Below are 21,725 nucleotides of genomic sequence, written 5' to 3'. Positions count from 1 at the left end.
TTTCGTCTGAAATCTGAAATCTGAAATCTAAAATCTAAAAAATTATGTCAAATAAAAATAAATCAAGTAGATTTAATAAAATAACCATCGGTTTAGCTTCACCGGAATCTATTTTACAAGACTCAAGAGGGGAGGTGCTTAAGCCGGAAACTATTAACTACAGAACACACAAGCCTGAAAGAGATGGTTTGTTCTGCGAAAAAATCTTCGGTCCTATTAAAGATTACGAATGTGCTTGTGGTAAATACAAGAGAATTCGTTACAAAGGGATCGTTTGCGACCGTTGTGGTGTAGAGGTTACTGAGAAAAAAGTACGTAGAGAGAGAATCGGGCATATCAATTTGGTAGTTCCTATTGCTCACATCTGGTATTTCCGTTCTTTACCAAACAAAATCGGTTACCTTTTGGGTATTCCTTCCAAGAAATTGGATATGATTATCTACTACGAAAGATATGTAGTAATTCAACAAGGTATTGCTAAGAAATTAGACGGTTCCGATTTCGATCATATGGAATTCCTTACAGAAGAAGAGTATCTTGATATTATGGAAACTCTTCCTGTTGAAAACCAGTATCTTGATGATTCCGATCCAAACAAATTCATCGCTAAAATGGGTGCTGAAGCAGTTGAGGAATTATTAAAAAGAATTGATCTTGATGCCTTGTCTTTCGACTTGAGACACAAAGCTCACAACGAAGGTTCAAAACAAAGAAGAACTGAAGCTCTAAAAAGATTGAACGTTGTAGAGGCATTGAGAGGTGCTAATACAAGAATGATCAACAGACCGGAGTGGATGATTATGCGTGTGCTTCCTGTTATTCCACCAGAACTAAGACCATTGGTTCCGTTGGATGGAGGACGTTTCGCTACTTCCGATTTGAATGACCTTTACAGAAGAGTGATCATCAGAAACAATCGTTTGAAGAGATTATTGGAGATTAAAGCTCCTGAAGTAATCTTGAGAAACGAGAAGCGTATGCTTCAGGAATCTGTAGATTCATTATTCGATAATACAAGAAAATCTTCAGCTGTAAAATCTGAATCAAACAGACCATTGAAATCACTTTCAGATTCATTGAAAGGTAAGCAAGGTCGTTTCCGTCAGAACCTATTAGGAAAAAGGGTAGATTACTCTGCGCGTTCGGTAATTGTTGTAGGTCCAAACTTACAGCTTCACGAATGTGGTATTCCTAAAGATATGGCAGCGGAACTTTACAAACCGTTCATCATCAGAAAACTGATTGAAAGAGGAATTGTAAAAACAGTAAAATCTGCTAAAAGAATCATCGACAGAAAAGAACCTGTTGTATATGATATCCTTGAAAACGTGATGAAAGGTCACCCTGTTTTACTAAACAGAGCACCTACGCTTCACAGATTGGGTATTCAGGCATTCCAGCCTAAAATGATTGAAGGAAAAGCAATTCAGCTTCACCCATTGGTAACAACGGCCTTCAATGCCGATTTCGATGGTGACCAGATGGCGGTACACTTACCGTTAGGTCCTGAAGCAATCCTTGAAGCTCAGTTATTGATGTTAGGTTCACAAAATATCTTGAACCCTGCAAATGGTTCTCCTATCACTGTACCTTCTCAGGACATGGTTCTTGGTCTTTATTTCATGACCAAAGAGTTGAGTTCTACAGAAGATATGAAAGTAAAAGGAGAAGGTCTTGCATTCTATTCTCCTGAAGAAGCAGAAATCGCTTATGCAGAAGGTAGAGTATCTTTAAATGCTAAAGTAAGATGTAGACTTCCGGTTAAAGAAAACGGAGAAATCGTTACAAGATTAATCGAAACTTCTGTAGGTAGAATTTTATTCAACCAGATTGTACCTAAGCAGGTAGGATATATTAATGAACTTTTAACGAAGAAATCATTAAGAAATGTTATCGGTAAAATCCTTGCAGATACAGATTTTCCTACAACTGTGAAGTTCTTGGATGCCATGAAAGATTTAGGGTATTCAAACGCATTCAAAGGAGGTCTTTCTTTCTCTCTTGGAGATATTGTAGTTCCGGTAGAGAAAAAACAGATGATTGCGCAGTCTATTGAAGCTGTTGACGAAATTAGAGCTAACTATAACATGGGTCTAATTACCGATACAGAACGTTATAACCAGGTAATCGACGTTTGGACGAATACCAACGCAGGATTAACAGAAATGATCATGAGCAGAATGAAAACCGACAAAGGCGGATTCAACTCTGTATATATGATGCTTGATTCTGGAGCAAGGGGTTCTAAAGAACAGATCCGTCAGTTATCCGGGATGAGAGGTTTGATGGCGAAACCGCAAAAAGCTGGTTCTACCGGTGCGGAAATCATCGAAAACCCGATTCTTGCGAACTTTAAAGAAGGTCTTTCTATTTTAGAATACTTTATCTCTACCCACGGTGCCCGTAAAGGTCTTGCGGATACTGCTCTTAAAACTGCCGATGCAGGTTACTTAACGAGAAGATTGGTAGACGTTGCACAAGACGTTATCGTTACAGAAGACGATTGTGGAACTTTAAGAGGTACAGAAGTTACTGCCTTGAAGAAAAATGACGAAATTGTAGAAAGAATTTCTGAAAGAATTTTAGGTAGAGTTTCTTTACATAATATTTATGATCCTGAAAGTGATGAATTAATTGCTGAAGCAGATGAGGTTATTACTGAATCTTTAGCGAAGAAAATTGAAGAAGCAGGATTAGAAGCGGTTGAAGTTCGTTCACCATTAACTTGTGAAACTAAAAAAGGTATCTGTGCTAAATGTTACGGTAGAAACTTAGCAACAGGTAAGATGATTCACATGGGTGAAGCGGTAGGTGTAATTGCAGCACAGTCTATTGGGGAACCAGGAACTCAGCTTACGTTGAGAACCTTCCACCAAGGGGGTACTGCAGGAAACGTATCAGAAAACCCTTCAATTGTAGCAAGAAGAGACGGTATCGTAGAAATGGATGAAGTAAGAACCATTACTTCTGAAGATGAAAACGGTAATACAGCTGAAGTTGTCGTTTCACGTTCAACAGAATTCCGTTTGGTGGCAGATAACGAGGCTAGAACTCCGTTAATGGTTGCCAACATTCCTTATGGTGCTATCTTGGCGGTAAAACCGGGAGATAAAGTAAGTAAAGGGGATATGATCTGTAGATGGGATCCGTACAACGCGGTTATTATTGCAGAAACAGCCGGTAAAGTAGAATACGAAGATATTATCCAGGGGATTTCATTCCAATTGGAAATCGACGAGCAGACAGGTTTCGAAGAGAAAGTTATTTCAGAATCGAGAAACAAGAAAGCTGTACCTACTTTAAAAGTGGTAGATTCTAAAGGTGTTGAACAGAAAGGTTACAACTTACCGGTAGGAGCCCACTTAATGGTTAACGACGGTGAAAAAATTAAGGCAGGTAAAGTCTTAATCAAAATCCCAAGAAAATCTGCAAAAGCAGGGGATATCACTGGAGGTCTTCCGAGAGTTACCGAATTATTCGAAGCAAGAAACCCTTCAAACCCAGCGGTGGTTACAGAAATCGACGGGGTAGTCTCTTACGGAAAAATTAAGAGAGGTAACCGTGAATTAATCGTTGAAGCTAAAACTGGTGAGAGAAAAATTTATTTAGTTAAATTATCAAACCAAATTTTGGTACAGGAGAACGACTTCGTAAGAGCTGGTTCACCACTTTCTGACGGTTCTATCACTCCGGAAGATATCTTGAGAATTAAAGGTCCAACTGCAGTTCAGGAATATTTAGTAAATGAGATTCAGGAAGTTTACCGTTTACAAGGGGTAAAAATCGACGACAAGCACTTCGAAATTATCGTAAGACAGATGATGACGAAAGTTTCTATCGTAGATGGAGGTGATACTCAGTTCCTTGAAGGTGCTCTTGAACATAAATATGACTTCTTGGAAGAAAACAACAGAGTATTTGGTCTTAAAGTAGTTACTGAAGCCGGAGATTCTAAAGCTTTCAAACCGGGACAGATGATTACTGCAAGAGAATTAAGAGACGAAAACTCAAAATTGAAGCGTGAAGATCAAGCTTTGGTGGAAGTAAGAGATGCTCTACCTGCAACAGCTACTCCGGTATTACAAGGTATTACAAGAGCGGCTCTTCAAACGAAATCATTCATGTCTGCTGCATCATTCCAGGAAACAACTAAAGTTCTTAACGAAGCTGCGGTTGCCGGTAAGGTAGATGATCTTAACGGTCTTAAAGAAAATGTAATTGTAGGACACAGAATTCCTGCAGGTACAGGTCTTAAAGAATATCAAAGTGTAATCGTAGGTTCTAGAAAAGAATTCGAAGATTTGAATTAATAAAAAGAATAAAGGATTCGGGGTATGAATGAGTATTCCGAATCCTGAATTCAAAAAAATAATTATAAATTAATGTTCAGGCTTCAAACTTTTATTTATTTTTGAAACTTGAATATTAAAACAAAAACTTTAAACAAAAAATGGACAATCAAAATCAAAATCCACAAGACGGAAACATCAACATTCAGTTAAACGAAATGATCGCTTCAGGAGTTTACTGTAACTTAGCATTAGTAAACCATTCTCCATCTGAATTTGTGGTAGACTTCATCCAAATGATGCCGGGTGTTCAACAAGCTAACGTAAGATCTAGAGTAATCTTGGCTCCTCTTCATGCAAAGAGAGTTTTGGCTGCACTTCAGCAAAACGTTGCGAATTTTGAGCAACAATTCGGAGAAATTAAAGAAGTTGAACCTTTCGTATTGGGAGGAAATAACGTACAAGCTTAAGATTTTTCTCAACATAAAAAAAAGAGCCTCAGTTTTTTAGCTGAGGCTCTTTTGTTGTGGTAATAAAACCTGTTTTAAAATCTTAGAAAATCCTGAATAACTTTTTGAAATTCAGGAACACTGAATCCACGGCTTGAAGGATGATGCAAACCCATAGCTTTGCAAGTTCCTCCAACATAGTCTAGCGCTCTTACATTCCATCGATCATTGATTTTTCCCAGATGATTTCCCCAACCAGGTTTGTTGAAAAAATGCTCCCAAAGTCGGCTGGAAAATACAATTACTTTTTCTGGCTTCACAATTTCCAAATATTCTTTGAAAGCACGTTCAGCAATATCTTTCTCTGCATTTGTAGGAACTTGATCCGCATTGGTAAAAGCACTCTGAACAGCATTGGCAAAAGCAATCTTATCCCAAAATTCATGATGGGTATGATGATTAAAAATCTTCAGGATAGTCTTGTGAAAATTACTCGAAATATCGTCTAACTCGGCAATCTGAGCTTTTGTGAAATTTTCCAGATTATTCGGAAGTCCATTATTAAAATAGTGAGAATCTCCGAGGATTAAAAGTTTGCCGTATGGTGGTTTACCGTAGTTTTTTCCGATCCAAGGATTGAACGTAAGATGTGACATTTTTGTATTTGTGTTAAAAACAAACCTCACGGGTTTTTAAAACCCGTGAGGTTTAGGAAAAAGTTTGACAACCTGTCTGATTATTATTTATTGTTTTACAATATCAAAATTGGAAATGCTTAACCCATTTACGGCAGTTTTATCGCCATATTTTTTGTTGATGGCATCCAAAACTTCTTTTTGTATAGGCGGTCTGCTGGCATTTCTTATTATAATTTCTACAAACATTCCTTTGGCGAGTTTGCCGTATTGTTTTTTTGCGGTTGCGATGTAGAGGTGGGTGGACATTGGTTAGTATTTCTTTAAATCATTAAATGGTTAATGCAGATTTGTGGAATGAATAATATGGTTTATTCACCATCTGCATCTTCCATATCATCAATCTCAGAAGTGTCAGAATTTAACATTGATAACATATCGGGACTAATGCCCAAATCTTTAAGTTTTTCTTGAATTTCTTTTACTTGATTTAGAATATCCTTAAACTCATTTAATGTTTCTTTAATTTCTTGTGTTAATCCTTTTTCATTTAAATTTTCATTCAAATCTTTAGCAACCTCATTAATATTTTCTTTAGTTTCATTAAAATTACTAACGATTTCTGTTTGGTTTTCTGAAAAATTTTGTGGTTCAAATTCAATTTTATCTTGAATCTCATTTAGCTTCTCAGAACTTTCGTTCAGTTTCTCAGCATTTTCGGGTGATAAAAAATTATTAATTTCTTTAAAGCCTGTTTCTTTCATAGCATCAAAACCACCTTTCAATGATTCTCTAAGATCTTTACCATCCTTGTATCCTTCAATTCCTTTTTTTAAACCTTCTTTTATGGTTGTTTCTGCTGCTTTTTTTAAAGCTGCTGTTAATGCTTCCATTGCTGCCATAATATTTTATATCTTAATTTTATTTATAATGCTTTTATAATTTTTTCTTTTTAATAAGTGAACTACGTATTTAAGTATTGGTTGTACTGCTTTTTTATCTAAACCTGTGATTTTTATTAGTGTTTTAGTAACATCTATTTTTAAACTATTTAAACTTTTACCTTCATCCCAATTTTGTCGTAATAGAAAATCCAATGAAATAGTTTCATTAATAAAATCAATGTCATTTTCTTTAATCCTTTTTTCTTTTTCGTAGTGGTTAATAATTTCTAATACTCTTTCAATATTATCTTTTTTATTAATTTCTACTGTGTGTTTAAACTCTTTTTCTTTAGATTCAAACTTATCAAATTTACAAATAATAGCTTCTTGCCAATCGTTTTGATAAATTGCAGCAACACCTGTTTCTAAATTTGCTAATTCTTTTATTTGATTTTCATTTAGATTCATTGCATTTCCAACTAATTTTCTGTCTTCAAAATCGGGTAAACGCAAACATATTTTAGTATTTGTATTACGAATTACCGACATATCTAATAACCCAGGGGCTTGGTCTGCAATAATAAATCCTTCACCATAAGTTCGCATTTCGGCAATAGCATTTGAAATCATTTCCACAGATTTACCTGCTAAATTTGCACCATCAGCCGATTGATCTGTAGATGTTCTTTTTAATAAGTTATGCGCTTCTTCAAGTATCGTGATATGTTTTAAATTACTGTTACTTTCATTTTTGTTAGCGATGCGATATTCATTTAGCTTCATAAACAAAATCCCCATAAACAACGCTTTTCCTTCTGATGATGCGACACGAGATAGATCGACAATAACATTTTTGTCAAATAAATCCTCGTCAGAAATGCACTCGTTTGTAAAAATTAATTTGTTTAAACCATTGGTCATACTGCGAACACGTGTTACCAAAGCTCCTTGGTAATTGCTTTTTACTTCGTGTGAAAAGTCACTGTTTTCAATAACATTTTCCAACGATTTTAATAAATCCAAAAATAAAGGATATTCTTTTTTATCTGCAATACAACGAGATTCATCTAAAAGCCATCCTTTTGAAATATAGGCATCTTCGACTGCTTCTTTAAGTAAATTTGGCATTGCCGCCTCCATAGGCCAACAAGCATTTAGAATTTCTATGAATCTATCAATATGTTCGTAGACGTGAATGTTTTCCTGAAATGCAAATGGATTGATTTTAAGTAATTGTGTATAATTTGGGTTTGTACCATAAACTGCAACATTCTTTCTTCCTCCAAATTCATCTTTGTATTCTCCTTTTGTGGGTTCTATCACTAAGAAATTAATGTTTTTTTCACATAGCTTATCAATTAAATTGTAAGTTACGTTTGATTTTCCTGAACCTGTGCTGCCCGTAACAAAAATATGGCTGGTAAATTTGTTGAAATCTAATACTATATCATTGGTAAATACTTGGTCGTAATTATAAAGCTTTCCTATTTTAATATTGTTTTTAACTTCTCTTTCGGGATTATTACCAAATGGTGTAATTTCTACCACATCTAAACCTACAACTGATTTATGAGGAAAATTTATTTGAACCGTTAGTTCATCGGTAGTAATGGCTTGTGCCAAATAGCCGTAATTGTGTAATTGCGGAATTTGATATTTTTGTAAATATTCTTTTACTTTTTCTCTTTCGCTTTCATTTATCGAGTTGAATGTTTTTACAACTGCTGTTTCAAAATTTGATTCTGCTCCTTTAATAACTCCGTTGTAAATATTAGCTGCAATAACGCTATTTTGTGCTTCCTTAGAAATAAAGTAAGCCCCTACATTCCAAAAACCTACACCTTTACCTTGTTCTAAACGTTCGATTTGCTTATCTAGCCGGTCTAAAAAATTTGAAACTTTCTTGTTTGTAAAGGTTTTTTGATGAGATGTTGAAGTACCTGTGGAAGTATTTTCTCCTTTAGTAGTATTCTCACTAGTTCCTTCTACGTTAGATTTTGTTTCGGAATGATTTGTGCCTTTTGTTTTGCTACCTTCTGCTTTTGTTTTTAAATCTGGTTTAATCTTAAAATCTGGTTCTTTACCTAATATATTTTGTGCTAAACGTACCTTACTACCAATTTCAAAATCTAATACTTTAGCTCCTAAATTAACTAAACTCTCTAATCCTTGAGATATGCTATTAGCATTTTTTGAGCCTGTCCCAAACAAACCATTCATTAGCTTTCTTCCAATCCAAGGTCCAGAATTTGTTGTTGTAGATTCATTTGTACCTTCTGTAACACTTGCAGATGTTGAAGATGTACTACCTATTGAAGTACTGAATGAAGTGGAATTCGACTCATTTTCTCCATCTGTTATAACAAATTCTTTTTCGCTAGATAATACACTGTAAATTTGTTCGTAAGTATCTAAAGTAAATTCTACTTGGTTTGCAGGAACAGGATCGCCAATAAAAATAGCAGTAAATGGTTTACCATTCATTCCTAAAATAAGGTTTTCGATTCCCTGAATAAACTGATCTTCTTCTTGGTCTTTTAACGATGGTGTACCTACAACAGCTGTTATTTCTTTGCAATCGTTAAGAATTTTATTTTGTAAATCGCTTACTTCATCATTTTTTAAAGCACCATCACTTCCTTCGTTTTCTACAAATATTGTTCCCGGAAAATTTCCTTTTAATGCTCCGGTTAATACTTTAGATGCGTTTGTAACTGCTTTAGATTTTACGCCAATATATATAGTACATTGTGTACCATTAGAAACAATTTTAAAAATCACCGAACTATTTACAGAATGTAATGCACTAAAAACTGATTTAAGTTTATACGATATTTTAATATCTTTTTCATAAACAAATTTTTCAAGTTCAAAAAAGCGAGTTTGAGTAATTAAATCTTCAGATGCTTGTATATCGTTAATAGGTAGAATGCTAATATCTTCTTCTAAATATTTTTTTTGTAAATTGAACTGTATGGCATCAAAATCAATAATAGTTGTAACTTGTTGATTTGTTTTTTGAATTTCTGTACTCATTAATCTAAAATTCTATATAAAATATACACAGTAATACCCACACCTACAGCCACTGCAACTATTTTGGCTACTTTATTGTTATCTGTTGCAGGTTCATTTTCGTAAATATATTCTTTGTTGGCGTAAACTTCATTATACAAGTCTACCAAAACATTATAACGTTCTTCTGAATAATTTTCACCCAAATTAAATTGCTCTTCTGAAAAACATCTTTCTTTATCATTTATATTTGATACTTCTAAATCTTTATTTTCATCGAAACGAAAATCACTTTTATCTAAAGCATACCGAATAGCTTTATTGATTTCTTCTCTATTACCTTGAAGAAAAAAGATATTATCTATTAGGATACGTTTAATTTCTTTTATGTCATTATTTTGAATATTTTGTAATAAAGGCTTATTATCTGTAAAATTTCTCATATTAGTTTCTTCTAAAATTTTTTATATCAATTGTCAATTTTTTTAGTTCTTTAAGTTTCATAACTTTATGTATTTTGTCTTCACTCATAGAACTTGTATATTTTTCAAAAATATTATTTTTAGTATTTTCAAATTCAGTTTCTATTCTATTAATAAAACTATCATGAATATTACAGAATTTTTCAATAAAATTTTGTTTATAATCTTCTAATGTTATTGTAAACGTTTTACTGTATGGCTCTAAAGTATCTCTGTAAAGGTCGACAATTTTAATTATTGTTTTTGAAACCTTATGTTCTTCTGTTACTTTCCAATTTAATTTTCTTTTAATCCACCACTTACTTTCAATTTCTCTTGTTATTGTTTCAACTTTTTCTTCTTGATACTTGTGAAGTTGATTTATATTTATTGCATTAACACTATTTTCCATTTCTGCATTAAAAGCATTAATTTCTATATTATTTGCATCTAATGAAAATTTATCTTTTGTAATTTTTTTTATATTTTCTAAGTATTTATGCAATTGATTGTTCATTTCAGAAATTAAATCTGTTTTAATACTAATTTGCATATTTTTAATTACTTCATTCGTTTCTTCAATTAGCTTAATTGCTTCATTTTTACTTAGTTCCTCCCTCTGAAATGTTTTGTTTTTTATGTCATTAAAAGACATAGTAAATTCTCTTGACTTTTGCTCAATAAAGTTTTTATCTACTTTTATTTTATTTATATCTTCAATAGCTTCTTTTTTTTTCTTATCTAATATCGCTATGTCTTTTTTTTGATTTTCTTCTTTTTCTTTTTTTTGCCCTTCTGTTATTTCTTCTAGCCTTTCTTCTTCAAGTTGAATTGATGTTTCAATCTGTTTATAAACTTTGTTTGCAATGGTTTTCAACTCTTTGTATTGTGTTTTTTTGTGATGATTTATTATATAATCTTCTAAATATAACTTCAATGCGGCTAAGCCTGAATAAACCAACTCCGAATCTAATTCACCATTAGTAATAGTTTTTCTTAATTGTTCTCTTTGAGAATTTGTTAACGGTGCATATTCTAAAAGTTGATATCCTTTATAATTATCATCTATATTGTGAATAAAATTATCTCGATAATTTCTTAAATCTGATTTCTTTTTATTTGTTAAGTTATTCTCAATTTGAGCAAATTTTGCATACTGTGCACTAATAGGAAAGATTTTAGCATTTTTAATACCTTTTCTTTCTAAAAAAGATTCCACTTTATTTAGTATTTCTTTAATTGACTTTTCTTCAATATCCTCTCTGTCAATTTTATTGTATACAAAAATAATTCTGTCTATACTTTTGTTGTTATTTTTAAATACCTTACTGATTTCATCTAAAGTAAAGTCGTCATCTTTTGAATCCATTTTTTCAGGATCAAGCACATATAAAACTATCGGTAAATTTTGATTGTCTTTTAAATAACTAAACGTTTTTTCTTTATGATGACTATGCTGAGAGCTATTGGGTCCAGGCGTATCAATAAAGTGTAAATTAAAATTTGAAGTATTAAGATTTGGAATAAAACCTTCTATTTGTAATTTTAAATCAGGGTATTTTTTTTCATCGTTTTTGTCATTAATATTTTCATTAGCTTTCAAATTCCAATCTTTTAAAAACTCTGAGATGTTTCCGTTGGTATTTTTTTCTTCTTTACCATCAAAAATTGCTTTTCCAATGAAATTATGTAAATGATTATTTACAATAATATCGCATGTTGTTGCGGTAGTCGCACCTGTGTCTTCGGGTAAATAGTCTTTTCCAATTAAAGCATTCAATAAAGTAGATTTTCCGGAACTCATTGTTGCAATAACAGGAATCTCTATTATTGTACTTCTATGAGTTTTAATATTTTCAATATTTGGACGTAGGGCATTTTTAACAATATCTTCTTTTGATTTTTCTGCATATTCTAAAAAATTATCAATTGCCTTGTACTTGTCTTGAATATCTTTATCATCAACAGTCTTTTCAAATTCAATATTTATTTCATTAAAAAGCTCTTTGATATATTGCTCTTCATACAAATCACAACCAATAATCTTCATTGCAAATGGATCATTGTTAGTTTCTTCTTTTACTTTTTTAATAAACTCTTTTACCCAATCTGTAATTCTTTTTCCTTGATTATCTTTTATTGTTTGTTTCAAGCTATTTTGGATGGTTGAATCGTTACATTCTATCTTAAATTCAAACATTACTGTATCATAGTCAATAATTACTTTCATTTTTTTGTCTTAAAATTATTTTACATTATAAAATTTTTAGAATATTGTATATCTCTATTCAAATTAAAATTATATATTTTATAAATTTATACTCTATATTTGTAAATGTTTCATCGAATTACATGTTATATTTAAGGTTTTTAATGCTGATGAATGGTTAATATTCTAAATTTTAATTTTTTTTTCACAAATCTACTCACTCACCTAGACAAACCATGTCCGAGTGAAAAAAACTACTAAAATAACATAAAAAGGTTATCGATAATTACGGTTTTCCGTAATCGGATTTTGCTTCCTTTTTATACATTTAGCATAGTTATAACTCTCAAAAATAATTCAAGAATTTCTGTTATGTTGTGTACAATTTTGTACAATTTCAAGGATGATTGGTTATTTTTGTTTTATCTCATTGTCTTAAAAATTTAATAACCATTTCTTTAATGAACAAAAACTCTACACTGTATATTGATGCAATCCGGCATTTGAAAAAAGTTATTATTCAAAACTTTGGAAAGCAGATTTCAACGGCGACAGACTGTGCTTTGCTTTCGGAGCGAATTGCCAAAGAGACAGGTTTCAGCATCAGTGCACAGACCATCAGGCGTTTTTTTGGTCTTATAAAATCAGATTCTCAGACCAGTGATTATGTGGTTAATAAATTGGCTAAGTTTTGTGGTTACAGAGATTTTTCTGGGTTTTTAGACTCTTTTTCTAATAAAGATTTGAAAGAATTTTTCAGAGAAGATGACACTTCTAAAGATTATTGGCGCAAAAGCGAAGAACTTTGTTTGAATATTTCTGAAAGCCCGGAATTGCTGGCAAATGTACATCAGTATTTACTGTCTTATCCGATGGCTAGAAAGTTTTTTCTTGAACATCATCCAATGCGCGATCTTTTAGGAACAGTTTACGATCAGTATTTTCTACATTATCTGAAATATAATAATGGCAATGAAGGAAAAATTTTTGCGTATGGATTTTTATTTTTAAGTGCGTTTTTGCAGCAGAATCATGAATTGATGAAGATGTATTTCCAACAGATTAAAAATACAGAAATTCAGAAAAATATTCATGTAATTCCGGCAGGACTAAAATTTGGAGTGGAATTATTATACGCAGATTGTATAGGTGATGAAAAAGGATTCAAAAAAACATTTTTGGAAATGAAGAAATGGAGGATTCATTACATTTCAGCCTCTGAAAAATTGGTTTGTAGTTTTGAATATTCTGTTTTAGAATTGCTCATTTTTACAAACAGAATTAAAGAAATAGAATTCCTCATCAAAAATCAGACTTTTCAACAATATCAAGACCAGTTTTATGTTCCGGAAGACCGCAAAATTACCCATGATGAAGTCTGGAAAATTCTCTGTGCCGTTGCCTATGAAAAAATGGGAAAATATAGAATAAGTTCAGATTATCTTCAGTCTGTAAATCTCGAAAATATTGGAGTAGGCTGGAAAAATTACTACTCATTATTATATTATCAAACATGTCTTAAACTTACACAAAATAAAGAAACTATCGAAGTGCAGACCAAGTTTAAAAATTTAGCACATAAAACCAACTTTTGTTATTTTAAAGATTGTTTTGAACAAGAGATTAGTAATTTTGCAGTCTAAAGATGAGTAAATCTCTTAAAAATTCTCCTCAATGCAATACTTTCTTATAGTTTTCAGTCTGTTTATTTGTCAATTATTTTCTGCACAGAATATTCCTTCAGATACCGCTCAAATCATTGTTCCAAACCGCTACAATAGTGCTGAAGCAATGCAAAAACCGTATGTGATTATGATTTCCACAGACGGATTTCGATACGATTACGCAAAGAAATACAATGCTCAGAATCTTATAAAATATGCAAACGGAGGAGTTCAGGCAAAGGCAATGCTTCCGAGTTTTCCTAGTATTACATTTCCCAATCATTGGAGTTTAATTACCGGGCTTTATCCTTCCCATCATGGTTTAATCGATAATTATTTTTATGATTACAAAAGAAAAGAAGGGTATGCCATGAATAAAAAAGAGAACGCCGAAGACGGAAGTTGGTACGGTGGAGTTCCGCTTTGGGCACTGGCAGAAAAGCAGGGAACTTTATCTGCATCTTTACAATGGGTAGGTTCAGCAAGTAATGCGGGTGGAATAAGACCTAGCTATTATTATCCGTATCATGAAAAATTTTCACCTTCAGAAAAAGTAACTAAAGTAATTAAATGGCTTCAGCTTCCGGAGGAACAAAGACCCCATTTTATTGCACTGTATTTTCCGGATGTAGATGCTGCGGGGCATCATTTCGGTCCAGATTCCAAGGAAACTGAAAGAGCAGTGCATCTGGTTGATGATGCAATAGGTGAACTGGTACAAAAAGTTAATCAGTTAGGTTTGAAAAATGTGAACTTTATATTTCTGTCCGACCACGGAATGATTAAAGTGAACGGCGATAAACCACTCGAAATTCCTGATATTCTTCTGGATAAAGGTAAATTCGATATCTATAATTCTCAGACTTTATTAAGAGTATATGTTAAAAATTCTGATGAGGTAAAAAGTACGTATAAGTATTTAAAAGCAAATAAAACAGAGAGTTACGAAGTGTATTTGGATAAAAAACTACCCAAGTATCTTCATTTCCGAACAAAAGATGACCGATTTGGGAGAATCGGGCAAATAGTTTTAGTTCCTAAAGCACCAGAAATATTTCTTGAAAAAGGCAAAAAAACATCTGTTGGAAAACATGGTTACGATCCTAGGTCTGTTCCGGAAATGAAAGCCACTTTTTTTGCATGGGGAAATCAGTTCAAAAATAATACAGTTATTGATGAATTTGAGAACGTAAATGTCTATCCCGTAGTTGCAGAAATTCTTGGTTTGAAAATTGAACAGCCTATTGACGGAAAATTACGTCATATAAAGAAAATTTTACGCTAATGAACAGTAAACGATATTTATAGTTGAAAGTATTTTATATGAAAGACCATCCAAACAGTGTTTATACATTTCATACTTCTCTTGGGAACATTCTTGCCTTTCAGGAAGATCATGTTTTAAAAATTAAAAATATTCGTTACGCACGTTCCGAAAGGTTCAAAATGCCTGTTCCCCAGAAAGATAACAATCCGGAACAGCTTTTACATAAAACTCCGGTTTGTCCTCAAAAAGTAAGCCCTTTTTTAGACCGCTTAATTCAGAAAACCAATATAGATGACTTTCAACCTGACGAATCGCCTCAATATCTCACCATTACCCGCCCCGAAAATGTATCCACAGAAGATAAATTGCCTGTAATTGTTTGGATCCACGGTGGTTCTTATGAAGTAGGATGTGGGAATTTGCCAACTTCTGATCCTTCGGTTTGGGTGAAAGAACAACACGTTATGGTGGTTTCTGTTTCCTATCGGTTAGGTCTTTTTGGTTTCTTGGGCGGAACTGAAGACCGACCTGCAAATTTAGGTTTGTTTGATATCATTGAAGCATTGAAATGGATTCAAGCCCATATTTCAAATTTTGGAGGAGATAAAGATAATGTTACACTTTTCGGGCAGTCTTCCGGTGGAGATGCTATTGCTCATCTTATGATTTCTGAAGGCGTTAAAGGTTTGTTTCATCGGGCAATTATTCAAAGTGCTCCGCTTGGTTTCAGAAAAAAAAGACAGAAAATGTCACAGGAATTTTTTCAGAATACAGATTTTTTGAAAGATGAAAAAGATCCTCTAACCATGGTGGAAAAATATGATAGTTATTTGCCGTCATTTAGAAAATATGGCTTAAAAACTGCGATGCCTTTCTGTAGTCAGTATGGTTTTCCTCCATTGTGTACAGAAGAGGAAAGTGTAGATTTATGGAAAAAAAATGCTTCAAAATATGATGTTTTGGTTGGATATAATCAAGACGAAACAGCATTTTACATTAAAACAGCAGAAAAAGGCTTTTACACTTATCTTCATAAGAAAATTTTGGATAAAATGGTAAGTGTAACTACCAATTCAATTTACGCAAATCCTATTAATAATTTTGCTGAAAATCTGGCTAGTGGCGGAGGTAATGTTTATCAATTTGTTTTGAGTTCAATTACCCAAAATCACAGTATTGGAGCTTCGCACTGTGTAGATTTGCCTCTTATTTTTTCTAATGAATCTGCTTGGAAGAATTCAGTGCTTCTTAAAGATACTCCTTGGAGCAATATTCATCTTTCAGGGAAAAAAATTCGTGCTTTATGGGCAGAGTTTGCAAAGACAGGAAAAATATCTAATGATTCTGAAAGACCTGAAATTTTGAAAGTTAACAAGGTGAGCTCCAATCATTAATTAGCTAATATTCAAAAATCTATGATAAAAATCATAAAAAATTTGTCAGATTAAAAAATCTTTTTAATTTTACACCTAACAAATGTTAGTTAGTTAATTATATGGATTTTTCAGTTGAATATTTAAAGCTCGACCAATTGAGACAGCTTCAATCTGAGCGATTGGCTAAATTGGTAGACTATCTTGGAGAGAAGTCGGAATTTTATAGAAGGAAATTTAATGAATCAGGAATATCTCCACAAGATATAAGGTCGATTGAAGATATTACGAAACTTCCAATTACTTACAAGCAAGATTTAAGAGATAATTATCCGTTCGGATTGTTTACGGTTCCTAAAAATGAACTTCAGAGAATTCACTGTTCTAGCGGAACAACGGGAAGACCGACAGTTGTAGGCTATGCAAAAGAAGATGTCGATTTATTCAGTGAAGTGGTGGCGAGATCTTTAAACGCAGCAGGAGCAAAACCGGGAATGCAGTTGCATAATGCTTATGGTTATGGTATTTTCACCGGTGGGCTCGGACTTCATTACGGAGCGGAAAAATTAGGGATGAGCGTTCTTCCTATTTCGGGTGGAATGACATCAAGGCAGGTTGATTTAATTATGGATTTTCAGCCGGAAGTTCTCTGTTGTTCGCCTTCTTATGCTCTTACAATCGCTGATGAATTTTCAAAACGTGGAATTTCTGCAGAAGAGATCAGTTTAAAATATGCCGTTTTAGGTTCAGAACCGTGGACGGAAATCATCAGACAACATATTGAAGAAAGATTGGGCGTGCATGCAACCAATATTTATGGTTTAAGCGAAATTATTGGTCCGGGAGTTTCGATGGAGGATTTTGAGGAAAAAGGTGGAGCTTATATTTGGGAAGATCATTTTTATCCTGAAATTTTAGATCCAGTTACCAAAGAACCTGTTCCATTCGGTGAAGAAGGCGTTTTGGTGATTACAACTTTAACGAAGAAAGCCATGCCGCTTTTACGCTACTGGACAAACGATATCACAAGTCTGTATTATGATGAAAGCGGAAAAAGGACTATGGTTAAAATGAAACCAATTCTTGGAAGGGCCGATGATATGCTGATTGTAAGAGGCGTGAATGTGTATCCAAGCCAGATTGAAGAAGCGTTTTCTCATGTGGACGGAGTGGTTCCGAATTATTATTTAACGCCAATTGAAAAAGAACAGATGTGTGTGGCACTCGATATTGATGTTGAAATTGATAATGATTTTGTAGGAGCAAAAAAACTTGAAATTAATACCGATGATTATGCTATTTTTGTCGGAAACTTTGGGAAAAGCATCGAAAACGAAATTAAAAAAAGAGTAGGAATTACTACGAAAGTTAAAATTCACGCTCAGGACAGTCTTCCAAAATGCGAAGGCGGAAAAATTAACAGAATACTTAAAAAATAAATGAATTCATTTTATAAACTTAAAACTGTAAAAGTTCAGAAAGATACCAACGATGCTGTAAATGTAGCCGTTGAAATTCCTGAAGATCTGAAAGATAAATTCAGGTTCAAACAGGGGCAGTATCTTAATTTCCGAATGATGATTAACGGAAATGAGGAAAGGCGTTCTTATTCCATCTGCAATGCTCCGAGTGAAAAAAGCAACACACTGGAAGTTTTGGTAAAATTACTCGAAAACGGAAAGGTTTCTGGGTATTTCAACGAACATCTTCACATGGACGAAATCCTTGAAGTAATGCCTCCAATGGGAGGTTTCAATACTTCGTATCACCCAACAAATGTAAAAACTTACGTTGGTTTGGCTGCTGGAAGCGGAATTTCTCCAGTTTTATCGAATATTAAGGAAAGTCTTTATCAGGAACCGAATTCAAATGCTTATTTGTTCTACAGCAACAGAAGAATGAATCATGTAATGAAAAAAGCTGAAATCGATAAACTGGTTGAAACTTTTAATGGAAGACTGAAAGTTGTCTATTTAGTAAGCCGTGAGAAACATGAAGATCCGATTTTTGAAGGAAGAATTTCTCCTGAAAAATTAGATCAGTTGTTCGAAAGGTACGCAGATATTGATGTGAAAGAATCAACATTCTTCATTTGCGGACCTTCGGAAATGATCAAAGGAATTGCAGATTATTTAAAGAAAGATAAAAAAGTACCGGCAATTCAGGTATTATTTGAATATTTCACCGCTCCGGATGAAGAAAATACGGAGGAAATGAGCGATGAATTCAAAGCTATTGCCAATATCGAAAGTATGGTAACGGTTATCATCGATGATGATGAATATTCGTTCCACTTGAATTCAAAAAAAGAGAGTATCTTAGATAAAGCATTGAAAGACAATCTTCCTGTGCCTTTCGCTTGTAAAGGAGGAGTTTGTTGTACGTGTAAAGCCGAAGTTTTGGAAGGTGAAGTTTTCATGGAAAAAAACTACGCGCTTACCGAAGAAGAAGTAGCCAGAGGTTATGTTCTTACCTGTCAATGTCACCCGACAACGAATGTGGTGATGCTTAATTATGATGTTTAAATTGTATTAACGATTTAATGTAAAACGTATTCATGAATACATAAATACTTTTTACATTTTACAAAAGACAAGAAAATGGATTTAGAAAAATTTGTACAATACGTACACGACGAAAATAAAGTAGAACCAAAAGATGTAATGCCCGATGATTACAGAAAACTATTGGTTCGACAGATTTCTCAGCACGCACATTCTGAAATTGTGGGAATGTTGCCAGAAGCCAACTGGATTTCCAGAGCACCTTCACTGAGAAGAAAAATGGCGCTGTTGGCTAAAGTTCAGGATGAAGCAGGTCACGGTTTGTACTTGTATTCTGCAACAGAGACTTTAGGAGACGGAAGCATTAAAGCAGACAGAGATGCAACTTACGAAGACATGTTGGAAGGTAAAGCAAAATATTCAAGTATTTTCAATTATCCGACATTGAGTTGGGCAGATATCGGTGCAATTGGTTGGTTGGTTGATGGAGCAGCAATCATGAATCAGGTAATGTTGATGGGGAATTCTTATGGCCCTTATTCAAGAGCGATGGTGAAAATCTGTAAAGAAGAATCTTTCCACCAAAGACAGGGATATGAGATCTTAATGGCATTGTGCCGTGGTACAAAACAGCAGAAAGAAATGGCTCAGGCTTCTTTAAACCGTTTCTGGTGGCCCGCTTTGATGATGTTCGGACCAAATGACGACAGTTCGCCGAACTCTAAAATTTCTATGAATTATAGAGTGAAAAGAGAAAGTAACGACAGCCTTCGTCAGAGATTTATTGACGTTACGGTTTCTCAGGCTGAATTCTTAGGATTAACCATTCCGGACAAAGATCTGAAATGGAATGAGGAAAGACAACATTACGATTTCGGAGAACTTCCTTGGGATGAATTCATGGAAATCTTAAAAGGAAATGGCCCAGCCAACAAAAAGCGTATCGAAACCAAAAGAAAAGCTCAAAGAGAAAATTCTTGGGTAAAGGAAGCGGCAGCGGCTTTTGCGGAAAAACAGGAAAAAATTTCAATATAACAATATACCGATGTAAAAATGTAGCAATTCAATTGTTATTCTGAGCAAAACGAAGAATCTCATTATTGTTAAACTGGTACATTGATACATTGTTAAATTTAATTTTATTTATGGCAAATTTAGATATGTGGGAAGTGTTTATTCAGACTAAACCGGGATTATCTCACAAACATGTAGGAATTGTACAGGCACCCACAGCAGAAATGGCTTTGCAGAACGCAAGAGATGTTTATACAAGAAGAAAAGAGGGAACTTCTGTTTGGGTAGTTCCAAGTAAATATATCGTGACTTCGGAAGGGGTGGATAAAGAAGCATTCTTCGATCCGGCTGATGACAAGTTGTACCGTCATCCGACTTTCTACGAGATTCCAAACGATGTGAAAAATATGTAATTAAGACTTTGGAGATAATAGACGAATAGATAAAAGACTTTACAATCTATTTTCTATCAGTCTATCATCTTTTGGTCTTCAAATTGATTAAACAATGAACCCATTATATAATTATTTATTAAAATTGGCAGACGACAGTTTCATTATGGGACAGCGTTTGTCTGCGTGGTGCGGTGAAGGTCCTTATTTAGAGGAAGATATTGCATTAACGAATATTGCGTTGGATGAACTTGGTCAGGCAAACAACTTTTATGTTTATGCTTCAAGAGTGATCGATAACGGAAAAAGTGAAGATGATTTAGCATTTTTAAGATATGAACACGAATACTTAAACGCACACTGGACAGAACTTCCCAACGAAGATTATGCACAGACCATTTTAAAGGTTTACGTTTTCGCTGTATATCAGAAATTGATGTATGAAGCCTTGTCAAATTCTGCCAATGAAGAACTTTCTGCCATCGCCCAAAAATCTTTAAAAGAAGTAAGATATCACTATACTCACGCTGCGTCTTGGATGAAGATTTTCGCTCAGGGAACAGAGGAGAGTAAAAGTCGTTTGGTAAAAGCGATTGAAAATATCTGGGAATATACCAAAGGTTTATTCGCAAAAACAGAAGGAGAAGATGATTTGGTTGCTTTAAATATTGCTCCGAATTCAGATGCTCTTTACGAAGAATTTGTTGCGATTACACAGAAAGATTTTGCGGATTTCAAATTAGAATACCCTACAAATCCTTTCATGCAGCCAAAATCAAGAACAGGATATCATACAGAATATTTCGGATTTATCCTTTGTGAATTGCAGTATATGCAGAGAGCGTACCCGGGTTGTACGTGGTAATTTTTAAATGTAACAATGTAGCAGTTTATCAATATAACAATTAGAACTGCAATTGAAATTATACTTTGTTGACTTTAATAAGTGAAACGCCTTAGCGAACTTAAAAACAATTAGTAGTCAAATAAAATTTGCGCACTTTGCGTTAAAAAATATCAGATAAAAAGAAGATTGAAAAATCCTTTAGAAATATTAGAACTCGTTCCCGATCCGGAAATTCCGGTAATCAATATTGTGGAATTGGGTATTGTAAGAGAAGCCAAAGTTACCAGCGAGAATTCTTGTGAAGTAACCATTACGCCTACTTATTCTGCCTGTCCCGCTATGTTTACCATTGAGGAAGACATCATAAAAATTATGAAAGAGAATGGTTGGGATGCAAAAGTAGTTACCAAAATGTTTCCCATTTGGACGACGGATTGGATTACGGATGAAGCCAGAGAAAAACTTCGTGTTTACGGAATCACACCTCCTGAAAAAGGTGCAGACGAACATCATATCGGGAAACCGAAGAAATGCCCGCGTTGTGGTTCTATGAATTCAAAACAGATCAGCAGATTCGGATCTACTTTATGTAAAGCTTCATATCAATGCCTAGACTGTTTAGAGCCATTTGATTATTTTAAATGTCACTAGATTAATGTAACAATCGAGCAATATAAAAATGTAACAATTTTGAATGCGGCAAATATTGTTATACTGATAAG

The 21,725-nt window shown here is 33.7% G+C and carries 17 protein-coding genes; 11 read left to right on the top strand and 6 right to left on the bottom strand.

The window, feature by feature from the left end; all coding sequences use genetic code 11:
* The first annotated feature begins 44 nt into the window (after positions 1-44).
* Both rpoC and MTP08_RS11985 read left to right on the top strand, forming a co-directional pair.
* Positions 45-4,310 carry a DNA-directed RNA polymerase subunit beta' gene (gene rpoC / locus MTP08_RS11990; RefSeq protein ID WP_243576154.1) on the top strand — a complete coding sequence of 1,422 codons (4,266 nt, stop codon included), beginning with the start codon at positions 45-47 and terminating at the stop codon, positions 4,308-4,310.
* Between the two features lie 140 nt (positions 4,311-4,450).
* Entirely contained in the window at positions 4,451-4,759 is a 309-nt protein-coding gene (locus MTP08_RS11985) for a DUF3467 domain-containing protein (protein ID WP_209391040.1), read from the top strand.
* 74 nt (positions 4,760-4,833) lie between these two features.
* Here the strand turns inward: MTP08_RS11985 and MTP08_RS11980 are convergent, their stop codons facing one another.
* The 6 genes from MTP08_RS11980 to MTP08_RS11955 all read right to left on the bottom strand — a co-directional run bounded on the left by MTP08_RS11980 (position 4,834) and on the right by MTP08_RS11955 (position 11,963).
* Positions 4,834-5,394, bottom strand: a complete 561-nt coding sequence (locus MTP08_RS11980; RefSeq protein WP_243576153.1) for a hypothetical protein — start codon at positions 5,392-5,394, stop codon at positions 4,834-4,836.
* Positions 5,395-5,481: 87 nt separating this feature from the next.
* A complete protein-coding gene (locus tag MTP08_RS11975; protein WP_243576152.1) occupies positions 5,482-5,682 on the bottom strand; it encodes a peptidase in 201 nt (66 codons plus the stop codon).
* A 62-nt stretch (positions 5,683-5,744) separates the two neighbouring features.
* Positions 5,745-6,275, bottom strand: a complete 531-nt coding sequence (locus tag MTP08_RS11970; protein WP_243576151.1) for a hypothetical protein — start codon at positions 6,273-6,275, stop codon at positions 5,745-5,747.
* 6 nt (positions 6,276-6,281) lie between these two features.
* Positions 6,282-9,293, bottom strand: coding sequence for an ATP-binding protein (locus tag MTP08_RS11965; RefSeq protein ID WP_243576150.1), 3,012 nt, complete (start codon positions 9,291-9,293; stop codon positions 6,282-6,284).
* Positions 9,293-9,715 (bottom strand): DUF1163 domain-containing protein, encoded by a 423-nt coding sequence (locus MTP08_RS11960; protein ID WP_243576149.1) that lies wholly within the window; start codon positions 9,713-9,715, stop codon positions 9,293-9,295. Before MTP08_RS11960 ends, MTP08_RS11965 begins: the two co-directional genes overlap by 1 nt.
* Before the next feature lies 1 nt (position 9,716).
* On the bottom strand, positions 9,717-11,963 hold the full coding sequence (locus tag MTP08_RS11955; RefSeq protein WP_243576148.1) for a dynamin family protein: 2,247 nt from the start codon (positions 11,961-11,963) through the stop codon (positions 9,717-9,719).
* A 440-nt stretch (positions 11,964-12,403) separates the two neighbouring features.
* Here MTP08_RS11955 and MTP08_RS11950 point away from each other — a divergent pair, with 440 nt between their 5' ends.
* From MTP08_RS11950 to paaD, 9 genes are all read left to right on the top strand, one after another.
* The gene (locus MTP08_RS11950) at positions 12,404-13,585 is read left to right on the top strand and encodes a hypothetical protein (RefSeq protein WP_243576147.1); all 1,182 of its coding nucleotides are present in this window, start codon (positions 12,404-12,406) and stop codon (positions 13,583-13,585) included.
* 31 nt (positions 13,586-13,616) lie between these two features.
* Positions 13,617-14,891 (top strand): alkaline phosphatase family protein, encoded by a 1,275-nt coding sequence (locus tag MTP08_RS11945; RefSeq protein WP_243576146.1) that lies wholly within the window; start codon positions 13,617-13,619, stop codon positions 14,889-14,891.
* Positions 14,892-14,929: 38 nt separating this feature from the next.
* Positions 14,930-16,267, top strand: a complete 1,338-nt coding sequence (locus tag MTP08_RS11940; protein WP_243576145.1) for a carboxylesterase family protein — start codon at positions 14,930-14,932, stop codon at positions 16,265-16,267.
* A gap of 101 nt (positions 16,268-16,368) precedes the next feature.
* Positions 16,369-17,685, top strand: a complete 1,317-nt coding sequence (locus tag MTP08_RS11935; RefSeq protein ID WP_243576144.1) for a phenylacetate--CoA ligase family protein — start codon at positions 16,369-16,371, stop codon at positions 17,683-17,685.
* Positions 17,686-18,771: a 2Fe-2S iron-sulfur cluster-binding protein gene (locus tag MTP08_RS11930; RefSeq protein ID WP_243576143.1), complete on the top strand. Its 1,086-nt coding sequence runs from the start codon at positions 17,686-17,688 to the stop codon at positions 18,769-18,771.
* 75 nt (positions 18,772-18,846) lie between these two features.
* Positions 18,847-19,785: a 1,2-phenylacetyl-CoA epoxidase subunit PaaA gene (gene paaA, locus MTP08_RS11925; RefSeq protein WP_243576142.1), complete on the top strand. Its 939-nt coding sequence runs from the start codon at positions 18,847-18,849 to the stop codon at positions 19,783-19,785.
* Between the two features lie 110 nt (positions 19,786-19,895).
* Complete coding sequence (paaB, locus tag MTP08_RS11920; RefSeq protein WP_002981782.1) at positions 19,896-20,177, top strand: 1,2-phenylacetyl-CoA epoxidase subunit PaaB; 282 nt, start codon at positions 19,896-19,898, stop codon at positions 20,175-20,177.
* 94 nt (positions 20,178-20,271) lie between these two features.
* Entirely contained in the window at positions 20,272-21,021 is a 750-nt protein-coding gene (gene paaC / locus MTP08_RS11915) for a 1,2-phenylacetyl-CoA epoxidase subunit PaaC (protein WP_243576141.1), read from the top strand.
* Between the two features lie 168 nt (positions 21,022-21,189).
* On the top strand, positions 21,190-21,654 hold the full coding sequence (gene paaD / locus MTP08_RS11910; RefSeq protein WP_243576140.1) for a 1,2-phenylacetyl-CoA epoxidase subunit PaaD: 465 nt from the start codon (positions 21,190-21,192) through the stop codon (positions 21,652-21,654).
* Positions 21,655-21,725: the final 71 nt, after the last annotated feature.

This window comes from Chryseobacterium oryzae (assembly GCF_022811665.1).
Classification (GTDB): Bacteria; Bacteroidota; Bacteroidia; order Flavobacteriales; family Weeksellaceae; genus Chryseobacterium; species Chryseobacterium oryzae.
The sequence above is the reverse complement of the archived record's forward strand: the minus strand, read 5'-3'. Positions and strand labels throughout refer to the sequence as shown.

Excerpts from the sequence above, each read along its gene's own strand:
- rpoC (WP_243576154.1), top strand. The coding sequence starts at position 45 with ATGTCAAATAAAAATAAATCAAGTAGATTTAATAAAATAACCATCGGT.
- MTP08_RS11985 (WP_209391040.1), top strand. The coding sequence starts at position 4,451 with ATGGACAATCAAAATCAAAATCCACAAGACGGAAACATCAACATTCAG.
- MTP08_RS11980 (WP_243576153.1), bottom strand. The coding sequence starts at position 5,394 with ATGTCACATCTTACGTTCAATCCTTGGATCGGAAAAAACTACGGTAAA.
- MTP08_RS11975 (WP_243576152.1), bottom strand. The coding sequence starts at position 5,682 with ATGTCCACCCACCTCTACATCGCAACCGCAAAAAAACAATACGGCAAA.
- MTP08_RS11970 (WP_243576151.1), bottom strand. The coding sequence starts at position 6,275 with ATGGCAGCAATGGAAGCATTAACAGCAGCTTTAAAAAAAGCAGCAGAA.
- MTP08_RS11965 (WP_243576150.1), bottom strand. The coding sequence starts at position 9,293 with ATGAGTACAGAAATTCAAAAAACAAATCAACAAGTTACAACTATTATT.
- MTP08_RS11960 (WP_243576149.1), bottom strand. The coding sequence starts at position 9,715 with ATGAGAAATTTTACAGATAATAAGCCTTTATTACAAAATATTCAAAAT.
- MTP08_RS11955 (WP_243576148.1), bottom strand. The coding sequence starts at position 11,963 with ATGAAAGTAATTATTGACTATGATACAGTAATGTTTGAATTTAAGATA.
- MTP08_RS11950 (WP_243576147.1), top strand. The coding sequence starts at position 12,404 with ATGAACAAAAACTCTACACTGTATATTGATGCAATCCGGCATTTGAAA.
- MTP08_RS11945 (WP_243576146.1), top strand. The coding sequence starts at position 13,617 with ATGCAATACTTTCTTATAGTTTTCAGTCTGTTTATTTGTCAATTATTT.
- MTP08_RS11940 (WP_243576145.1), top strand. The coding sequence starts at position 14,930 with ATGAAAGACCATCCAAACAGTGTTTATACATTTCATACTTCTCTTGGG.
- MTP08_RS11935 (WP_243576144.1), top strand. The coding sequence starts at position 16,369 with ATGGATTTTTCAGTTGAATATTTAAAGCTCGACCAATTGAGACAGCTT.
- MTP08_RS11930 (WP_243576143.1), top strand. The coding sequence starts at position 17,686 with ATGAATTCATTTTATAAACTTAAAACTGTAAAAGTTCAGAAAGATACC.
- paaA (WP_243576142.1), top strand. The coding sequence starts at position 18,847 with ATGGATTTAGAAAAATTTGTACAATACGTACACGACGAAAATAAAGTA.
- paaB (WP_002981782.1), top strand. The coding sequence starts at position 19,896 with ATGGCAAATTTAGATATGTGGGAAGTGTTTATTCAGACTAAACCGGGA.
- paaC (WP_243576141.1), top strand. The coding sequence starts at position 20,272 with ATGAACCCATTATATAATTATTTATTAAAATTGGCAGACGACAGTTTC.